The 20,504-nt window shown below is 76.3% G+C and carries 3 protein-coding genes; all 3 read left to right on the top strand.

Features of this window, described 5'->3' with window-relative positions; genetic code table 11:
* The first annotated feature begins 18 nt into the window (after positions 1–18).
* The 3 genes from ACWDR0_RS16485 (at position 19) to ACWDR0_RS16475 (ending at position 20,481) form a co-directional block, all read left to right on the top strand.
* Complete coding sequence (locus ACWDR0_RS16485; RefSeq protein ID WP_456352376.1) at positions 19–1,242, top strand: FAD-dependent oxidoreductase; 1,224 nt, start codon at positions 19–21, stop codon at positions 1,240–1,242.
* Between the two features lie 104 nt (positions 1,243–1,346).
* On the top strand, positions 1,347–1,772 hold the full coding sequence (locus ACWDR0_RS16480) for a hypothetical protein (RefSeq protein WP_456352375.1): 426 nt from the start codon (positions 1,347–1,349) through the stop codon (positions 1,770–1,772).
* Positions 1,773–1,917: 145 nt separating this feature from the next.
* Entirely contained in the window at positions 1,918–20,481 is an 18,564-nt protein-coding gene (locus ACWDR0_RS16475) for a type I polyketide synthase (protein WP_456352374.1), read from the top strand.
* The last annotated feature ends 23 nt before the right edge of the window (positions 20,482–20,504 follow it).

Raw genomic sequence — 20,504 nt, 5'->3', positions numbered from 1 at the left:
CGGATCGAAAGGAGTGCAGTGAGAATCATCGTCATCGGCGCCGGAGTGAGCGGCATGGTGACCGCGTTCGCACTCACCGCCGCCGGCCATGAGGTCGAGGTCTTCGAGCGCGCGCCCGTCCTGCGCGCCGGAGGCAACGGCGTCATGGTGTGGCACAACGGCACCGCCATCCTGCGGGACCTCGGCCTCGACCTCGACGGACTGGGACGGCGCATCGACCGCATGGAGGTCTGGTCGCACAAGGGCCGCAGACTCATGCATGCCGATATGGCCGCCCTGGCCGACCGCTTCGGCTCGCCCGGCGTCGGCATGATGCGGGGCGCGCTGATGCACCGGGTCGCCGCCCAGCTGCCCCCCGGCACCGTCCACTTCGACAAGCGGCTGGTCCGGGTCGAGCACCTGTCGTCCGGCGGAGTGCTCGCCGAGTTCGCGGACGGCACCCGGGTCCGGGGCGATGTGCTCCTCGGCGCGGACGGCTACCGCTCGGCGGTGCGCGACCAGTACTTCGGCGACGCACCGCTCGAAACCGGGCTGTCGTCCTGGCACGGTGCCACAACCGCCCCCATCGACCTCGGCGACGGACATCTGGCACCCACCTACTACGGCCGGGTCGGCCTCTTCGTCGCCCACCCCGTCGGCGGCGGCCTGACCCACTGGGCCTTCGAACTGCGCCGGGACGACACCCCGTCGTGGCTCCGGGCGGCGGGCGGCGGCGGCCGGGCCCCCTCCGGCGAACCCGGCACCCGGCTCGCGACCCTCCGTACGCTCTTCGGCGACTGGCCCGCCCCGGTACGGCAGGTCCTCGACGCCATCGGGGAGAACGAGATCGCCGTGGCCCACCACACCCTCCACCGCGTCCCCTCGCAGTGGGGCCGCGGCCCGGTCAGCCTGATCGGCGACGCGGCGCACGCCGTGCCCGCCCGCATCGGCATGGGGGTCAACCAGGCACTGGAGGACGTCTGGGTGCTCTCCAGGGCGTTCGCCCGCAAGGGCGACCCCGTGGAACTGCTGCGGGCGTACGAGCGTGCCCGGATTCCCGTCACCCGCCGGATCCGCTCCCGCGCCCGCTCCATGAAGTTCATCAACCCGGCGCTGCTGGCCCTGCGGTTCACCCGCAACGGACTGGCCGGTACGCCGATGCTGCGCGCCAGCATCGTCAGCGGCAGCAACTACCTCGGGGGCGGCCCGCACGGAAGCGCGGGACCACCGGCCCGGGACCCGGACGGCATCAGCTCGCGCTGACCGGCCGGCACCGGCCCGCAACGGTCCGGACCGGACCGTGGCCGGCCGGTTCGCGTCAATCGGAATCAATCCGCCGGAAAAGCTGGAAAAGGAAGGCAGTGCAGATGGGCGTTTTCACCTACCTCACCACATCGACGCGGGAGCCGGAGCCGGAGGAGTCCGAGATAGAGATCGAGATCCGCACGCCCCACGAGCTGAAGGCGGGGGAGAAACTCAATATCGAGGTGGTGCTGCGCACCCTGCACCCGACCATCAAGGACCGGCCCGCCGGAGATATCCGGGGCGAGGTCACCGTACTGATCGGCGGGGCGGGCGGGGGAGAGGCCACCGCGGTCGGGCTGGTCAACCACAACTACGTGTTCGGCGGGCAGAACGTCCTGCTCACCGGCGGCCACGCCGAGTTCGTCCCGGAGACCACGGGCACCTACACCTTCGCCCCGGGCGCCATCAGGGTCATCACCTCCGACTATCCGCTGACCTCGCTCCCGAAGGGCGACCAGCCCGTCGACAGCAAGACCGAGGTGAGCTGACAGGCCGTACCGGCCGGTCCGGGCGGCGGAGCACTCCCGCCCGGACCGGCCCCGGCGGGGCTGCCCTGCCGCAACGGCCCAGCGAATCCGAGTGAATCCGCAGGAAACCACCGGTCCGTCAGCAGGTGTTCAGGGAGGCAGCGCCGTGTCGCATCATCCGGTCCTTCGCAGTGTGTCCGAGAGCGTGCTGCGGAACGCCGAACGCGCGGGGGAGAAGACCGCGTTCGAGGACGCCCGCCGGGCGCTCGACTGGGCCGGGATCGAGCGGCGCACCGCCCGGATCGCCGGACATCTGGCCGCCCTGGGCGTGGCGCGCGGAGACCGCGTCGTCCTGTGCACCGGCAACCGCGTCGAAGCCGCGGAAGGCTATCTGGCGGTCGTACGGGCGGCGGCCGTCGGAGTCCCCGTGGACCCCCGCTCCACCGAAGCCGAACTGACCCACTTCCTCGACGACAGCGGTGCCCGCGCGGTGCTGCTCGACACCGCGGAGGCGGACCGGCTCGGCCCGCTCCTGGCCCGGCGCGGCCTTGTCGTGGTCCTCGTCGGCGAACCCGGCGCCGTACGCGATGGCGGACCCGGCGACTACGGCTCCCGGGACGGCTCCCAAGGCGGCGTACCGGGCGGCGAACCCGGCGCCGTACCAGCCGAAGGAACAGGTGAAGGACCGGGCGCCGGACTCCCCGTCCGGTACGAGGACCTGGCGACCACCGAGCCCGCGGCACCGGCCCGGGACGACCTCGGCCCCGACGAGACCGCCTGGCTCCTCTACACCTCCGGCACCACCGGAAAACCCAAGGGCGTCCTCTCCACCCAGCGGTCCTGCCTCTGGACGGTGGAACAGTGCTACGTCGGCGTCCTCGGCCTCTCCGCCGAGGACCGGCTGATGTGGCCGCTGCCGATGTTCCACAGCCTGTCCCACATCCTCTGTGTCCTCGGCACCACCGCCACCGGGGCGTCCGCCACCATCGCCCCGGGGCTGGACGCCGACGCGATCGCCGCCGCCCTGCGCGACGGCACCCACACCGTCCTCGCGGGCGTGCCCACCCTCTACCACCGGCTGCTGCGCACCGGCACCGCCGCACCCGCCGGAGCCGCGCCGCGGCTCTGCCTCTGCACGGGCGCCGTCGCGGGACCGGAACTCCGCTCCGCCGTGCAACGCGCCTACGGAGTACGGCTGATCGACAGCTACGGCAGTACCGAGACCTGCGGCGCGATCACCACGGGCGATCCCGCCGACCCCGCCGGCGACGGCACCTGCGGCCGGCCCGTCCCCGGGCTCTCGGTACGCGTCGTCGACCCGGAGACCCGGCAGGACGTGCCCGCGGGCACCGAGGGCGAGGTCCTCGTCAGCGGCCCCAGCCTGATGACGGGCTACCACGGCAGGCCCGAGGAGACCGCGGCCGCCCTGGCCGGCGGCTGGTACCACACCGGAGATCTGGCCCGGGCCGACGCCGAGGGGCGGCTGACCGTCACCGGCCGGGCCAAGGACCTGGTCATCCGGGGCGGCGAGAACGTCAATCCGGCGGAGGTCGAGGACGTCCTCCGCGGCGCGCCCGGGGTCGCCGACGCGGCCGTCACCGGCGCGCCCCACGACGAGCTGGGCGAGGTCGTCGCCGCCTACGTCGTACCGGAGGACGGCCACCGCCCCGACCCGGCCGCCCTGCTCGCGCACTGCCGCGGACAGCTCTCCGCCTACAAGGTGCCCGAGGAACTGCACGCGATATCCGCCGTACCGCGCACCTCGTCGGGGAAGGTCCGCAGGCGCGCCCTCGCCGGGGCGCCCTCACTGCTGCTGGCCACCGGCCCCGCCCGGCACGGCGCGCTGCGCCGGATCGACTGGTACCCGGCAGGCCCGCGTACGGCGGCGGCCGGGGTACCCGCCCACGAGGTGCTCACCGTCCCCGCCGCGGCGGGGCCCGTCGGGGCCCGCGCGGCCGTCGGGGAGATCGACGCGGCGGTCCGCGACCTGCTCGCCGAATCAACCGAATCAACCGGACCGACCGGGTCATCTGGGTCCGCCGGGTCCGCCGGGTTCACCAAGCCCGCCGGGTCCGTGCTGGCCGTGGTGACCCGTGGCGCGGTGGCCGCCGCCGACGGGGAAGCACCGGATCCGGCCGGTGCCGCGGTCTGGGGCCTGCTGCGGAGCGTGCAGACCGCCGCGCCGGGCCGGATCGTCCTGGTCGACGCCGAACCGGCGGCGGGCGACGGCGACCTCGAGGCTCCGCAGGCACTGGACGAGTCGGTGCTCGGCGCCGCCCTGGCGACCGGTGAACCCCAGCTCGCGGTGCGCGGCGGCGAACTGCTGGTGCCCCGCCTGGTCCCGGCCGCCCCCGCGGCGGTCCCGGCGGCCGGGGGACCTGTCGTCGTCCTCGGGCCCGCCGGGCCCGCGGGGGACTCCGGAAGTCCGGCGAGCGACGGCAGCCCCGGGCCCGCCGGGGAGCCCGGAGCCACCCCCGGACACCGGGAGTACGCCGCCGCCTTCGCGGTGCGGCACGGCGGCGCCCGGGTGCTCGACACGGTGCCGGAGGAACCCGCCACCGTGCTGTACGCCCCCGAGGGCCCCGACTACGAAGGGGCCTCGGCCCTGATCGGCGAACTGCCCCCCGGCGCGCGGCTCGTCGTGGTCGACACCGCGGCCGGGGTCGTCGGCGACCCGGACGAACCGCACCGGGCGGCCGCCGCGGCGTACCGCGCGGCCCTCGTCGCAGCCGCCCGCGCGGGCGGCCGTACCGCAGTGCATCTGGCCCTCGGCCCGCGCACGGCGGCCACCACAGCGACCCCGGACACCGCCGCCCCCGGGAACACCGGTGCCACCGCGGACAGCGGAACCGCCGATGACGCGACCGGCACTCCCGGCGGCACCGACAGCGCCGGAAGCCCTGAAATCACCGGTAGCACCAACAGCACCGGAATCTCCGCGACCCCCGCGCCCCGGCCCCCGGCGGTCGCGCCCCTGTCGCCCCTCTCCCCCCAGGACGTCCACGACGCCCTCGACGCCGCCGCGGTCGCGGTCGACCCCCAGCTCGTGGCCGTCCGCACCGCACCCCTGCCGCCCGGTGCCGACGACGAGCGGCCCGCGGTGCTGCGCCCCGTACCCCCCGCCCCCGCCGACGCCTTCCTCCCGGACGCCGATCCCGGGGAGCGCGAGCGCAGGCTGCGCCGTGCCGTCGCCGCCGCGGCCGCCGCCGTACTCGGCCGCCCCAAGGGTGAACGGCTGCCCGAGACCACCGCGTTCCGGGACCTCGGCATCAGCTCCACCACCGCCGTGGAGCTGCGCAACCGGGTCTCGGCGCTGACCGGCCTCGCGCTCCCGCCGACGGTGGCCTTCGACCACCCCACGGCCGCCGCGCTCGCCGCCCATGTATGCGCACTGCTCACCCCGGCCGGGCCGGAGCCCGAGCCCGTCCCCGCGGCCGGCGGCACGTCCGGGGCGGCGGCCGACGACCCGGTCGTGATCGTCGGCATGGGCTGCCGGTACGGCGGCGGTGTGGCGTCCCCCGAGGACCTCTGGCGGCTGCTGTCCGGCGAACGGGCCGCCATGTCGCCGTTCCCCGAGGACCGCGGCTGGGACCTCGAAGCGCTGTACGACCCGGACCCCGACACCCCCGGCACCACCTACGCCCAGGCGGCCGGATTCCTTCAGGGCGCCGCCGGGTTCGATGCCCCGTTCTTCGGCATCAACCCCCGTGAGGCGCTGGCGATGGACCCCCAGCAGCGGGTGCTGCTGGAGGTCGTCTGGGAGGCGTTCGAGCGGACCGGGATCGACCCGGAGTCCCTGCGCGGCAGCGATACCGGTGTCTTCGCGGGCGCCATGTTCCACGACTACGGCTCCCGGCTGAGCCGGGTCCCGGAGGATGTCGAGGGCTACCTGAGCACCGGCAGCGCCGGAAGTGTGCTCTCCGGACGGGTCGCCTACACCCTTGGACTGGAGGGCCCGGCGGTCACCGTCGACACCGCCTGCTCCTCGTCCCTGGTCGCGCTGCACATGGCCGCGGCGGCCCTCCGCCGCGGGGAGTGCGAGCTGGCGATCGCCGGCGGGGTCGCCGTGATGTCGACACCGGAGGTCTTCGTCGACTTCAGCCAGCAGCGCGTCCTCGCTCCCGACGACCGCTGCAAGCCGTTCGCCGCCGCCGCCGACGGCACGGTGTGGGGCGAGGGAGTCGGCGTACTGCTGCTGGAGAGGCTCTCCTCGGCCCGGCGCGCCGGGCGCCCGGTGCTCGCGGTGGTCCGCGGCTCGGCGGTCAACTCGGACGGGGCGAGCAACGGTCTGACCGCGCCCAGCGGCCCGGCGCAGCAGCGCGTCATCCGGCGGGCGCTGGCGGAGGCCGGACTGCGGCCCTCGGACGTGGACGCCGTGGAGGCGCACGGCACGGGCACCCCGCTCGGCGACCCCATCGAGGCCCAGGCGGTCCTCGCCACCTACGGGAAGGACCGGACCGGGCCGCCGCTGCGGCTCGGCTCCGTCAAGGGCAACCTGGGGCACACCCAGGCCGCCGCCGGAGTCGCCGGGATCATCAAGATGGTCCTGGCGATGCACGAGGGCGTACTGCCCGCGACCCTCCACACCGACGCCCCCACCCCGCATGTCGACTGGTCCCCGGGCACGGTCCGGCTGATCACCCGGAACACCCCGTGGGAGACCGGCGGCGACCGGCCGCGCCGCGCGGGTGTGTCGTCGTTCGGCGTCTCCGGCACCAACGCGCACGTCATCATCGAACAGGGCGCCGCGGCGGAGCCCCTCGTACCGCACCCGGACCCGGACCCGCACCCGGAGATCCACCCGCACCCGGACCCGGAGACCCCGGCCGCCGGACCGGCGGCCGAAGCCGCTCCCCGGCCGGTCGCCTGGCTGCTGGCGGCCCGCACCCCGAGCGCCCTGCGCGCCCAGGCGGCCGCCCTCGCCGCCCATGTCCGGGCCGGGCAGGAGGAGCCCGCGGACATCGCCCGCGCCCTCCTCGCCCGTACCCGGTTCCCGCACCGCGCGGTCGTCGTCGGCACCGGCCGGGACGCGCTGCTCGCCGGGGCGGACTCCGTTGCCGCGGGCGAGCCCGCGCCGGACATCGCCCACGGCACCGCGGGACCCGACCGGCGTGCCGTCTTCGTCTTCCCCGGCCAGGGCTCCCAGTGGCCCGCCATGGCCCGGGAACTGCTGGCGGACTCCGAGGTGTTCCGGGAGAGCGCCCGACGGTGCGCCGACGCCTTCGCCCCGCATATCGACTGGTCCGTGCTCGACGTGCTGACCGGCGCCCCGGACGCGCCCGACCTGAAGCGGCTGGACGTCGTCCAGCCGGTGCTGTTCACCGTCATGGTCTCGCTGGCCGAGGTATGGCGCTCGTACGGAGTCCTCCCGGCCGCCGTCGTCGGCCACAGCCAGGGCGAGATCGCCGCCGCCCATGTGGCGGGGGCGCTGACGCTGGAGGACGCGGCCCGGATCGTCGCCCTGCGCGGCAAGGCGTGGACCACGCTGACCGTGCCCGGCGCGATGGCCGCCGTACGGCTGTCGGAGGCGGAGACCGCGGACCGGCTGCTGCCCTGGCAGGGGCGGCTCTCGGTCGCCGCGGTCAACGGGCCGGCGTCGGTCGCGGTCTCCGGCGACGCCGACGCCGTGGAGGAGTTCGTCACCGGACTGGAGGCCGAGGGCGTACGCGTCCGGGGGATCGCGGGCGCCAACGGAGCGGGCCACTCCGCGCAGGTCGAGGTGGTCCGGGACCATCTGCTGGAGGTGCTGGCCCCGGTACGTCCGCTGGCCGGGGCGGTGCCCTTCCACTCCACGGTCACCGGCGCCCGGTTCGACCCGGCCGCCCTCGACTCCGCCTACTGGTACCGGAACGTCCGGGAACCGGTCCGCTTCCACCAGGCCGTACGGTCCCTCCTGGACGCCGACCACACCACCTTCCTGGAGATCAGCCCGCATCCGGTGCTGGGGCCCGCGCTCCAGGAGATCCTGGACGACGCCCGGGTGCCCGGCACGGCACTCGCCACCCTCCGCCGCGACCACGGCGGCACGGCCCGGTTCACCGCGGCCGCGGCCGAGGCCCACACCGCGGGCATCACGGTCGACTGGGAAGCGGTCCTGCCGCCCGCCCGCAACCGGGTCGCCCTGCCGACCTACCCGTTCCAGCACCGCGACTACTGGCTGCTGTCCCCGGCCGAACCCGGCGACGCCGACGGCCTCGGACTCAGCGCCACCCGGCATCCGCTGCTCGGCGCGGCGGTGCGCCTCGCGGACGGCGGCGGAACCCTGCTCACCGGCCGGATCGGCGTACGGGAACACCCGTGGCTCGCGCCCGGCCCGGCACCCTCGGCGCTCGCCGTGGAGCTGGCGGTACGCGCCGGTGACGAGGTTGGCTGCGCCGGGATCCGCTCGCTCACGGTGGACGCGCCCCTGGTGCTGCCCGACCGGGGGACCGTACGCCTCCAGGTCACCGTGGCCCCGGAGCGCGACGGCGCGCACGAGTTCACCGTCCATACGGGCGTGGACGACGGCCCGTGGACCCGGTACGCCGGGGGAGTGCTCGCCTCCCCGGCGACCGCCCAGTCCGCCCGGTCCGCGGAGTCCGCCGCGCCCGCCGGATCGGCCGGGCCGCCGCCGGAGGACGCCGTCACCGAGGAGGTGGCGCTGCCGGACGGGGTGAGCGCCGACGGGTTCGGCCTCCATCCGCTGCTCCTGGAAGCGGCGCTGACCGGCCCGGCCGCGGAGTGGTCGGAGGTACGGCTCCATGCGACCGGGGCCACGTCGCTGCGGGTGACCCGGACCCGTACCCCCACCCCCACCGGCTCCGGCCCCGGTTCCGGTTCCGGTTCCGGCGATGTTCTCTCCCTGACCGCCGTCGACTCCGCCGGGGCACCCGTACTGACCGCGCGGGCGGTGCGGCTCGGCGCCGTGGCCGTGCCCGCCGCGGCGGGCGGACGGCTGCTCACCCTGCGCTGGGCTCCGGCCTCCGGGGCGGGCGGGCCCGCCCCCGGGCCCCTGACCGTGGCCGACTTCCCGCCGTACGAGGGCGACGACTCCGCCGCCGCCGTGCGGGCTGCCCTGCGCCGGGCGCTGGGCCTGGTGCGCGACTGGCTCGCCGAACCCCGGGATCCGGCGGCCCGCCTGGTCGTCACCACGACCGGCGCGGTGGTGACCGGCCGGGACGATCCGGCCGTCGACCCGGTGGGCAGCGCGGTCTGGGGCTTCGTACGAACCGCCCAGTCCGAGCACCCGGACCGGTTCGTCCTGGTCGACACCGACGGCGGCACCGGAAGCGGCACCGGTACCCACGGCGGCACCGGCACCGGTACCGACGGCGGCACCGGAAGCGGCACGGGAACCAGCACCGGTACCCACGGCGGCACCGGCACCGGAAGCCGCGCCGAAGAAGACGGCACCACCACCATCTCCGGCACCCCCACCCCCGCCCTCGCCGCCGCCCTCGCCTCCGGCGAACCCCAGCTCGCCCTCCGCGGCGGCACCGCCCTCGTCCCGCGCCTCACCGACACCACCCCGCCCGCGGGCCCGCCCGCCTCCCCGTTCACCGGCCGCGGCACCGTCCTGGTCACCGGCGGCACCGGCACCCTCGGCAGCGCCCTCGCCCGCCATCTGGTCACCGTCCACGGGGTACGGCAGTTGCTGCTGGTCAGCAGGCTCGGGCCCGAAGCCCCGGGCGCGCCCGAACTGGCCGCCGAACTCACCGCACTCGGCGCCGCCGTCACCGTCACCGCCTGCGACGTCGCCGACCGGGACGCCCTCGCCCGGACTCTCGCCGCCGTCCCCGCGGACCATCCGCTCACCGGTGTCGTCCACGCCGCGGGCGCCATCGACGACGGCGTCGTGGAGTCCATGACCCCGGAGCGCCTGGACACCGTCCTCCGGGTGAAGGCCGACGCCGCCCTCCATCTGCACGAACTGACCGCGGACACCGAGCTGTCGGCCTTCGTCCTCTACTCCTCCCTCGCCGGCACCCTCGGCACCGCCGGGCAGTCCAACTACGCCGCTGCCAACGCCTTCCTCGACGGCTTCGCCCACCGGCGGCGGGCCGCCGGACTCCCCGCCACCGCCCTGGCCTGGGGCCTGTGGGCCGAACGCAGCCGGATGGCCGGGCATATCGACGACGACGGTCTGCGCCGCCTCTCCACCGGCGGCATCCTCCCGCTGGAATCCGCCCAGGGCCTCGCCCTCTTCGACGCCGCCTGCGCCGGTGCCGACACCGCCGTCGTACCCCTGCGGCTGGACCTCGACGCCCTGCGCACCCGGCACCGGGCCGGAGCCGCCCCCGTACTGCTGCACGGTCTGCTCGGCGGCGTACGGCGGCGGACCGCCGCCGCGGCCGCCGCGGGCGGTGACGAGAACTCCTTCGCCGCCCGGCTGCGCCCGCTGGCACCCGCGGAGCAGCACCGGGAGACCCTCCAGCTGGTGCGGACGGCCGCGGCCGACGTACTCGGCCACGCCTCACCGCAGGACGTGACGGCCGACACCGCCTTCAAATCCCTCGGATTCGACTCGCTGACCGCCGTACAGCTCCGCAACCGGCTCCAGTCGGCCACCGGCGTACGGCTCTCCGCCACCCTCGTCTTCGACCACCCCACCCCCGGACTGCTCGCCCGCCGTCTGCTGGGCGACCTCCTCGGCGAACCGGCCGCCGGACCCGCGGAGCGGCAGCCTGCCCCGGACACCCCGGCCGCGCTCCCCGGTACGGACGGCGACCCCATCGCCATCACCGCGATGAGCTGCCGCTTCCCCGGCGGCGTCGGCACCCCCGAGGAGCTGTGGCAGCTCCTGGTGGACGAACGGGACACCGTCGCCGGGTTCCCGGCCGACCGCGGCTGGCCCGTCGACGAGCTGTACCACCCCGACCCGGGCCACTCCGGCACCACCTCCACCCGGCACGGCGCCTTCCTCTACGAGGCGGCGGACTTCGACCACGAACTGTTCGGCATCTCGCCCCGCGAGGCCATGGCCATGGACCCCCAGCAGCGGCTGCTGCTGGAGACGGGCTGGGAGGCCCTGGAACGCGCGGGCATCGACCCGACCTCCCTGCGCGGCGAGAAGGTGGGCGTCTTCGTCGGCAGCAACGGACAGGACTACACGACCCTCCTCGACGGCGCCCGGCGCGGCGGCGAGGGCTATCTGATCACCGGCAGCGCGGTCAGCGTGATGTCCGGCCGGATCTCCTACCTCCTCGGCCTGGAAGGACCCGCGGTCACCGTCGACACGGCCTGCTCGTCGTCGCTTGTCGCCCTGCACCTGGCGGCGCAGGCACTGCGCTCCGGAGAGTGCACGGCCGCGCTCGTCGCCGGAGTCACCGTGATGTCCACCCCCGGCGCTTTCATCGAGTTCAGCCGCCAGGGCGGACTCGCCCCGGACGGCCGCTGCAAGGCGTTCTCCGCGTCGGCCGACGGTACGGGCTGGGGCGAGGGCGTCGCCGTCCTGCTGGTCGAGCGGCTGTCGGACGCCCGGCGCAACGGCCGGGAGGTGCTGGCCGTGCTGCGGGGCTCCGCGGTCAACCAGGACGGCGCCTCCAACGGGCTGACCGCGCCCAACGGGCCGTCCCAGCAGCGCGTCATCCGGGAGGCCCTGCGGTCCGCCGGGCTCGCCGCGGCCGATGTCGACGCCGTCGAGGCGCACGGCACCGGCACCGTCCTGGGCGACCCCATCGAGGCCCAGGCCCTCCTCGCCACCTACGGCCGGGACCGCGAACAGCCGCTCTGGCTGGGCTCCGTGAAGTCCAACATCGGCCACACCCAGGCCGCCGCCGGGATGGCCGGGGTGATGAAGATGGTGCTGGCGATGGAGCACGGGCTGCTGCCCAGGACGCTCCACGTGGACGCGCCCACCCCCGAGGTCGACTGGTCCGCGGGCGAGGTGCGGCTGCTCACCGAGGCCCGCGCCTGGGAGGCGGACGACCGGCCCCGGCGGGCCGGGGTGTCCTCCTTCGGAGTGTCCGGCACCAATGCCCATGTCATCCTCGAACGGCCGCTGCCCGATCCGGAACCCGACCCGGAACCGGCGCCCGAACGGCCCCTGCCCTGGGTGCTGTCCGGCGCGACCCCCGCCGCCCTGCGCGACCAGGCGGACCGGCTGGCCCGGCATCTCGCCACCGGGGCGACCGCCGCCGCCGACACCGCGCTCTCGCTGGCCACCACCCGTGCCGCGCTGCCCCACCGGGCCGTGATCGTCGCCCGGGACACCGGGGAGGCCCTTACCGGCCTGCGGGCCGTCGCCGCCGGATCGCCCGCGGCACACGTCCGTACCGGACTCGCCCTCGACACCACCCGGGAGCCCGCGTTCCTCTTCTCCGGGCAGGGCAGCCAGCGGCCCGGAGCGGGCCGGGAACTGTACGCCGAACACCCCGTGTTCGCCGCCGCACTCGACGAGGTCTGCGAGCACTTCGCCCCGCATCTGGAACGGCCGCTGCGGGATGTCCTCTTCGCCGGTACGGACAGCCCGGAGGCCGGGCTGCTGGACCGCACCGCGTACACCCAGCCCGGACTGTTCGCCCTGCACATCGCCCTCCACCGGCAGTTGGAGCACTGGGGAGTACGGCCCGCCTGGGTCGCCGGCCACTCCATCGGCGAGCTGTCCGCCGCCCATGTCGCCGGGGTGTGGACCCTCCCGGACGCCGCGGCCCTCGTCGCCGCGCGGGGCCGCCTGATGGCGGAGATGCCCGCGGGCGGCGCCATGGTGTCCGTCCGGGCCGCGGAAGCGGACGTACGGGAGTCCCTGACGGGCCTGGCCGGCGCCGTCGTCGTCGCCGCGGTCAACGGACCGGAGACCACCGTGATCTCCGGGGACGCGGAGGCCGTCGACGCCGTCGCCCGCGGCTGGGCGGACCGCGGAGTGCGCACCACCCGGCTCCGGGTCGACCGGGCCTTCCACTCCCCGCACACCGAACCCGTCCTCGCCGAATTCCGGGCCGTCGCCGCCGGACTCTCCCCGGCGCGGCCCGAGATCCCGCTGGTCTCCACCCTCACCGGCCGCCGTCTCGACACCGGCGGCGAGCCGCCCACCGCCGACCACTGGGCCGACCAGCTGCGGCACGCGGTGCGGTTCGGCGACGCCGTCGGCACCCTCGTCGCCGCGGGCGCCCGCACCTTCGTCGACATCGGTCCCACCGCCTCCCTGACCGGTCTGGTCACCGGCTACGGCGGCCGGTCCGACGTCGTCGCCGTACCCGTCCAGCGGTCCGGCCGGCCCGCGTCCGCGACGCTCGTCGGCGCCCTGGCCGAACTCCATGTCCGCGGCGTCGACTGGGACCGCGACACCGTCCTCCGCCCGGCCCGCACCGTCCAACTGCCCACCTACGCCTTCCAGCGCAGCCGCCACTGGTGGCCGCAGGCCCCGGCCGAGACCGACCCCTTCTGGTCGGCCGTCGACCGCGCGGACACCGAAGGACTGGCCGAACTGCTGGAGCTGAACGGCAACCGCGCCGCGCTCGCCGAGGTGCTGCCGTCGCTCACGTCCTGGCGGCGGTCCCGCGGCGACGCCACCGCGTCCTGGCGCTACACCGTCGACTGGACCCCGGTACAGCCGCCGCCCACGGAGCTGGACGGGGTCTGGGCCGTCGTCACCGGCGACGGAGCCGCGAACGCGGCCGGGACCGCGAACGGCCCCGGAGAGGCAGCCGGAACCGCGAACGGAGACGCGAACGGAACCGCGAACGCAGCCGGAGACGCAGCCGGGACCGGGACCGGGACCGGCGACGGCGAACTCGTCGCCGACTGCGTCCGGGCGCTGGAACGGCACGGCGCCCGCCCGGTCGTGGTGCCCGCCGACGCGGCCCCCGACACCCTGCCGGACGGCATCCGCGGTGTGGTCTCCCTGCTCGCCCTCACCTCCGGACCGCACCCCGGCCCGGCCGCCCTCGCCGCGACCGCCCGGCTCGCGGCCCGGACCGGCGCCCCCCTGTGGACGGTGACCCGCGGTGCCGTCGAACCCGTCACGGACCCCGCGCAGGCACAGTTCTGGGGCCTCGGCCGGGTCGCCGCGCTCGAACACCCCGACCGCTGGGGCGGACTGGTCGACCTCCCCGACCCGGCCGCCGCCCCCGACCGTGAACTCGCCTGGGACCTCGTCTGCGCCGCCGTCGCCGGACGCACCGGCGAGGACCAGCTCGCCGTCCGGGGCGACGGACTGCTCGCCCGCCGTCTCGTCCGCGCCCTCCGGCACACCGCCACCACGACCACCGGCGGACACCGGCCCGACGGCACCGCGCTGCTCACCGGCGGCACCGATGGCACCGCACTGATCACCGGCGGCACCGGGGGCCTCGGCGCGCATGTCGCCCGCCGCCTGGCCGCCGACGGGTTCCGGCATCTCGTCCTGCTCAGCCGCCGCGGACCCGAAGCCCCGGGCGCGTCCGAACTGGCCGCCGAACTCACCGGCCTGGGCGCCACCGTCACCGTCACCGCCTGCGATGTGTCCGACCGGGCCGCCCTCGCCGACGTACTCGCCGGAATCCCGGCGGAACACCCGCTGACCACGGTCGTGCACACCGCCGGAGTGCTCGCCGACGGAGTCGTCGCCTCCCTCGACGCCGAGGCGTTCGACCGGGTCCTGCCCGCCAAGGCCGGGGCCGCCGGCCACCTCCACGAACTCACCGCCGGACTCCCGGTCACCGCGTTCGTCCTGTTCTCCGCGTTCGCCGGAGCCGTCGGCGGCGCCGGACAGGGCAACTACGCGGCGGCCAACGCCCATCTCGACGCCCTCGCCGAACGGCGCCGGGCGCTCGGCCTGCCCGCCACGTCCATCGCCTGGGGCGGCTGGGCCGGAGACGGCATGGCCCGCGACCGCACGGTCCTCGAACGGCTCCGCCGCGACGGCGGGATCGCCATGCGGCCCGAGCGCGCCCTCGACGCCATGGCCGGGACGATCGCGAGCGGCCACGCCGTCACGGTCGTCGGCGACCTCGACTGGGACCGGTTCCTGGCCGCGTTCACCGCGGCCCGCCCCAGCCCGCTGCTCACCGCCTTCGCCCCCGGCCGCAAGCCGGACGACGACGGGGAACGCCCGCTCTGGGCCCGGGTCGCCGAGAGCGCCCCGGCCGCCCGCCCGGCACTCGTCGGCGAGCTGGTGCGGGCCGAGGTCGCGGCCGTACTCGCGCTGGGCTCCGCCGCCGACGTACAGCCGTGGAAACCCTTCCGCGATCTGGGCTTCGACTCGCTGACCGCGGTCGAACTCCGCACCCGGCTGGCCGGGGCCACCGGGCTCACCCTGCCCGCCACCCTGGTCTTCGACTATCCGACCCCCGACGAACTCGCCCGCCATCTGCTCGCCCTCGCGCCCGGCACCACCACCCCCGACACCGGCGGGCACACCGGCCCGGCGGCCGCCGCCGGGGCCGCCACCGACGACGACCCGATCGTCATCACCGGAATGAGCTGCCGCTTCCCCGGCGGCGTCGGATCACCGGAAGAGCTGTGGCGGATGCTCGCCGAAGGCCGCGACAGCGTCACCGACTTCCCCGCCGACCGCGGCTGGGACGTCGACGCGCTCTACGACCCCGAGCCGGGCAAGCCGGGCCGCACCTACGTCAGGACCGGATCGTTCCTCGACGCCGCCGCCGGATTCGACGCCGGGTTCTTCGGGATCTCCCCGCGCGAGGCCCTGGCGACCGACCCGCAGCAGCGGCAGATGCTCGAAGTCTCCTGGGAGGCACTCGAACGCGCCGGAATCGACCCGGCGTCCGTCCGCGGCAGCCGTACCGGCGTCTACGCGGGCACCAACGGCGGACAGTACGGCTCCCGGCTGCACTCCGTCCCCGACGACATCCAGGGCTACCTCGGCACCGGGAACTCCGCCAGCGTGGTGTCCGGCCGGGTCGCCTACGCCCTCGGCCTCGAAGGCCCCGCGGTCACCGTCGACACCGCCTGCTCGTCGTCGCTGGTCGCCCTGCACCTCGCGGCCCAGGCACTGCGCAACGGCGAATGCGCCCTGGCCCTCGCGGGCGGCGTCACCGTGATGGCGGGCCCCGAACCGTTCGTCGACTTCAGCAGGCAGCGCGGGCTCGCCCCCGACGGCCGCTGCAAGGCGTTCTCGGCGGCCGCGGACGGCACCGCCTGGGGCGAGGGCGTCGGTGTCCTCGTCCTGGAACGGCTGTCGGACGCCCGGCGCAACGGCCGGCAGCCGCTGGCCGTGGTCCGCGGCTCCGCCGTCAACCAGGACGGCGCGTCCAACGGCCTCACCGCACCCAACGGGCCGTCCCAGCAGCGCGTCATCCGGGACGCGCTGCGGTCCGCCGGGCTCACCCCGGCCGATGTCGACGCCGTCGAGGCCCACGGCACCGGCACAAAACTGGGCGACCCCATCGAGGCCCAGGCCCTCCTCGCCACCTACGGCCAGGACCGCGACCAGCCCCTCCGCCTCGGCTCCGTGAAGTCCAACATCGGCCACACCCAGGCCGCCGCCGGAGTGGCCGGGATCATCAAGATGGTCCTCGCCATGCGCCACGGCGTCCTGCCCAGGACCCTGCACGCCGGCACGCCCACCACCGAAGTGGACTGGTCGGCGGGCGCCGTGGAAGTGCTCACCGAGGCCGTGCCGTGGGCGGCAGGAGAGCGGCCGCGGCGCGCGGGCGTCTCCTCCTTCGGCGTCTCCGGCACCAACGCCCATGTCATCCTGGAGGAACCGGCCGCCCCGCCCGCGGCCCCGGAGGAGCCCGCCGCCGACACCGGCCCCCTGCCGTGGCTGCTCTCCGGCCACACCCCGGCGGCCCTGCGCGCCCAGGCCGCCCGGCTCGCCGCCGCCCCCGCCGCCCCGGCCCCCGCCGTCGCCCGCGCCCTGGCCGGCTCACGCGCCGCCCTCGCGCACCGCGCGGTCGTGACCGCGGCGGACCACGACACCCTGCTCGACGGAGTACGCGCCCTCGCCGCCGACCGCGGCCACCCGGCCCTGGTCCGCGGCGAGGCCCGCCGCGGCGGCCTGGCCGTCCTCTTCACCGGCCAGGGCGCCCAGCGGCCCGGCGCCGGACGCGAACTGTACGACCGGTACCCGGTCTTCGCCGCCGCCTTCGACGAGGCGTGCGCCGAACTCGACCGCCATCTGGACCGGCCGCTGCGGAGCGTCGCCTTCGCCGCGCCCGGCACCCCGGAGGCCGCGCTCCTCTCCACCACCGGCTGGGCACAGCCCGTGCTGTTCGCCGTCGGGACCGCGCTCTACCGGCTCGCCGAATCCTGGGGCCTGACCCCCGACCGGGTGATGGGCCACTCCATCGGGGAGTTGATCGCCGCCCATGTCGCCGGAGTGCTGACCCTGCCCGACGCGGCCGCGCTCGTCACGGCCCGCGGACGGCTGATGCAGGCGCTCCCCGAAGGCGGCGCGATGGCCTCCGTACGGGCCGGTGAGGACGAAGTCCGGGCCGCGATCGCCGGACTCGGCGCCCCGGTGGACATCGCCGCCGTCAACGGACCCTCCGCCGTGGTGGTGTCCGGCGCCGCCGAGGCGGTACGCGCCGTCACGGAGCTGCTGGCCGGGCGCGGCCACCGCACCCGGGACCTGCGGGTCAGCCACGCCTTCCACTCCGCGCTGATGGACCCCGTCACGGAGGACTTCCGCCGTGCCGTCGAAGGCGTCCGCCACCACGAGCCGGCCGTCCCGCTGATCTCCAACCGCACGGGCGCGCCCGTGACCGCCGCGGAGCTGGCCTCCCCCGGCCACTGGGTCCGGCATCTGCGGGACACCGTCCGGTTCGCCGACGGGATACGGACCCTCCGGGAGCTCGGCACGACCGCGTTCCTGGAACTCGGCCCCGACGCGGCCCTCACCCCCGCGGTCGACGACTGCCTGGCCGGAGAGGCCGTCACCGTGGTGTCCCTGCTGCGCCGCGACACCCCCGAGCCGCTCGCCGCCCTGACCGCCCTCGGCACACTGCACGCCCACGGCACCGCCGTGGACTGGTCCCGGGTGCTGCCCGGCGGCCCCCGGGCGGACCTGCCGGCCTACGCCTTCCAGCACGAGAGCTACTGGCTCGCCGACGGCCCCCGGACCGGCGGACCCGGCACGGCCGGGACCGATGCCACGGACCACGGCATCCTCTCCGCCTCCCTCCGGCTCGCCGGGCCCGCGGCCGACAACAACAGCGACAGCAGCAGCGGCGACGGCAGCGGCGGCGAGGGCATGCTCCTGACCGGCACGCTCTCCACCGGCAGCCATCCGTGGCTCGCCGACCACACCGTGCTCGGCACGGTGTCCGTCCCGCCGTCCGCCTTCGTCGAACTGGCCCTGCGCGCGGGCGCGGAGACCGGCTGCGCCACCGTGGCCGAGCTGACCGTGCACACCCCCCTGGTCCTCACGGACCCGGCCGGGGCCGCCGTCCAGGTCCACACCGGGCCCGAGCGCGACGGCAGGCGGGACATCCGGATCGCCGCCCGGTCCGGGGACGGCCCCTGGCACCTCCACGCCTCCGGCGCGCTGACCCGTACGGAGACGGCCGGACCGGCCGCCCCGCCGGTCCGGCCCCCCGCCGCGGCCGCCCTGCCCGTAGCGCCGCTGCACGAGGAGTCCGGGGCCGCCGGAATCACCCTCGGCCCGGTCTTCCTCGGACTGCGGGCCGCCTGGCGCGACGGCGAAACGCTCTACGCCGAGGCGGAACTCCCCGCGGCCGCACCGGCCGAGGGCTTCGGCCTCCACCCCGCGCTGCTCACCGCCGCCGTCCAGGTACTCGGCGCCGGGCTCCCGGTCCGCTGGCAGGACGTACGGCTCTTCGCGACCGGTGCCACCGCGCTCCGGGTCACGGCGGCCCCCCGCGGCGACGGCACGGCCGACCTGTCCCTGGCCGACGCCTCCGGCGCACCCGTGGCCACCGCCCGGGTGGCACTCGAACCCGTCGACCCCGGGCAGTACACCCCCCACCGGGACCCCGTCGCGGAAGCGCTGCTCCGGCTCGACTGGGTGCCGCTGCCCGCCCCGGCCGCCGTACCGGACAGCGCCGTCGTCACCGTCCGCGACCCGGCGGAGATCGCCGCGCTGGCCGCGGCCGTACGCGCCGGAGCCGGAGCGCCCGCGGCCGTGGCGGTCACCGCCGCACCCCCGGACGGCGTCCCGCTGGCCACGGCGGCCCTCGGCACCGCGGACACCCTCCTCGCCCTGCTCCAGGCCTGGCTGGCGGAGGACGCGCTCGCCGGAACCCGGCTGATCGTCTCGACGAGCGGCGCCACCACCGGAAGGGACCCGGCCGCCGCGACCGCCTGGGGCCTGGTCCGGTCCGCGCAGGCGGAGCACCCCGACCGCATCGTGCTCGTGGACCTGCCCCCGGCGGCCGGTACGGACGTCCTGCCCGCCGCGCTCGCCACCGGCGAACCGCAACTCGCCCTGCGCGGCCCGGTCTGGCACGTACCCCGGCTGGTCCGGCACCGCCCGCCCGCCCCCCGGTCCACCGGAACCGGCTACCCCTCGGAGATCTGGCGGACCGGCCCGGTCCTGATCACCGGGGCCACCGGCGGTCTGGGCGCGCTCCTCGCCCGCCATCTGGCCACCGGACACGGGGCACGGGACCTGCTGCTCGTCAGCAGGCGCGGCCCGGACGCGCCCGGCGCCCGTGAACTCGCGGACGAACTCACCGGCCTCGGCGCCTCGGTCACCCTGGCGGCGTGCGACGTGTCCGACCGGGACGCGCTCGCGGAGCTGCTCGCCGCCCACCCGGTCACGGCCGTGGTCCATGTGGCGGGCATCAACGACGACGCCGTGATCACCTCCCTCACCCCGGACCGGCTGGAGCGGGTGATGCGGGCCAAGGCCGACGCCGCCGCCCATCTCCATGAACTGACCGGGCCCGGCCTGGCCGCGTTCGTGCTGTACTCCTCGGGCTCCGGGGTGATCGGCGGCCCCGCCCAGGGCAACTACGCGGCCGCCAACGCCTTCCTGGACGCCCTCGCCCTGCACCGCCGGGAGTACGGACTGCCCGCCACCTCCCTCGCCTGGGGCCTGTGGGCCGTCGACGACGGTATGGCGGGCCGGCTCACCGACGTCGACCTGCGGCGGATGGCCCGCCGCGGGATGGCGCCGCTGTCGGCCGCGGACGGACTGGCGCTCTTCGACGCCGCCGTCGCCGACACCGAACCCCTGCTGGTGCCGGTGCCGGTCGACCCGGCCGCGCTGCGCGCCGGGGCCGAACAGGTACCCGCGGTACTCCGCGGGCTCGCCGGGCCCCCGGCCCTGCCGGCCGCGGCCGGACCCGCCGCCCCGGCGGCCGGGTCCGACCGGTTCTCCGCGCTCACCGGCGCCGAGCGCCCGGCGGCGCTCCTGGCGGCCGTCACGGACCATCTGGCCGCCGTCCTCGGCCATACCGGGGAGATCTCCTTCGACCCGGACCGCGGCTTCCTCGAACTGGGCGTGGACTCCCTGACCGCCGTCGAACTCCGCACCAGGCTGGCGGAGGCCACCGGACTCCGGCTGAACAGCACCGTCGTCTTCGACCATCCGACCCCGGCCGCGCTCGCCGCCCATCTGGCGGGCCGGCTCGGCACCGACGGCATGCTCGACGCCTTCGACCGGCTCGGCGCCGGGCTCGCGGCCATGGCACCGGGGGCGGACCGGACCGCGATCGCGGCCCGGATGGCGGACCTGCTCCTCCGGTGGCGCTCGGGAGACGACCCGGAGGAGCAGGGCTCGGCAGACCGGCTCGGCGGTACCGCCGAGCCGGCCGCCGGAGACGGGACCGGCGAGACCGGCCCGGACGAGATCGATATGGACGAGATCCGGTCCTTCCTCGGGGAGGACTTCCCCCAGGGGTAGCGGAACCGGGCCGGTACGGCGGA

This window comes from Streptomyces sp. NPDC003691 (assembly GCF_053981115.1).
The sequence above is the reverse complement of the archived record's forward strand: the minus strand, read 5'-3'. Positions and strand labels throughout refer to the sequence as shown.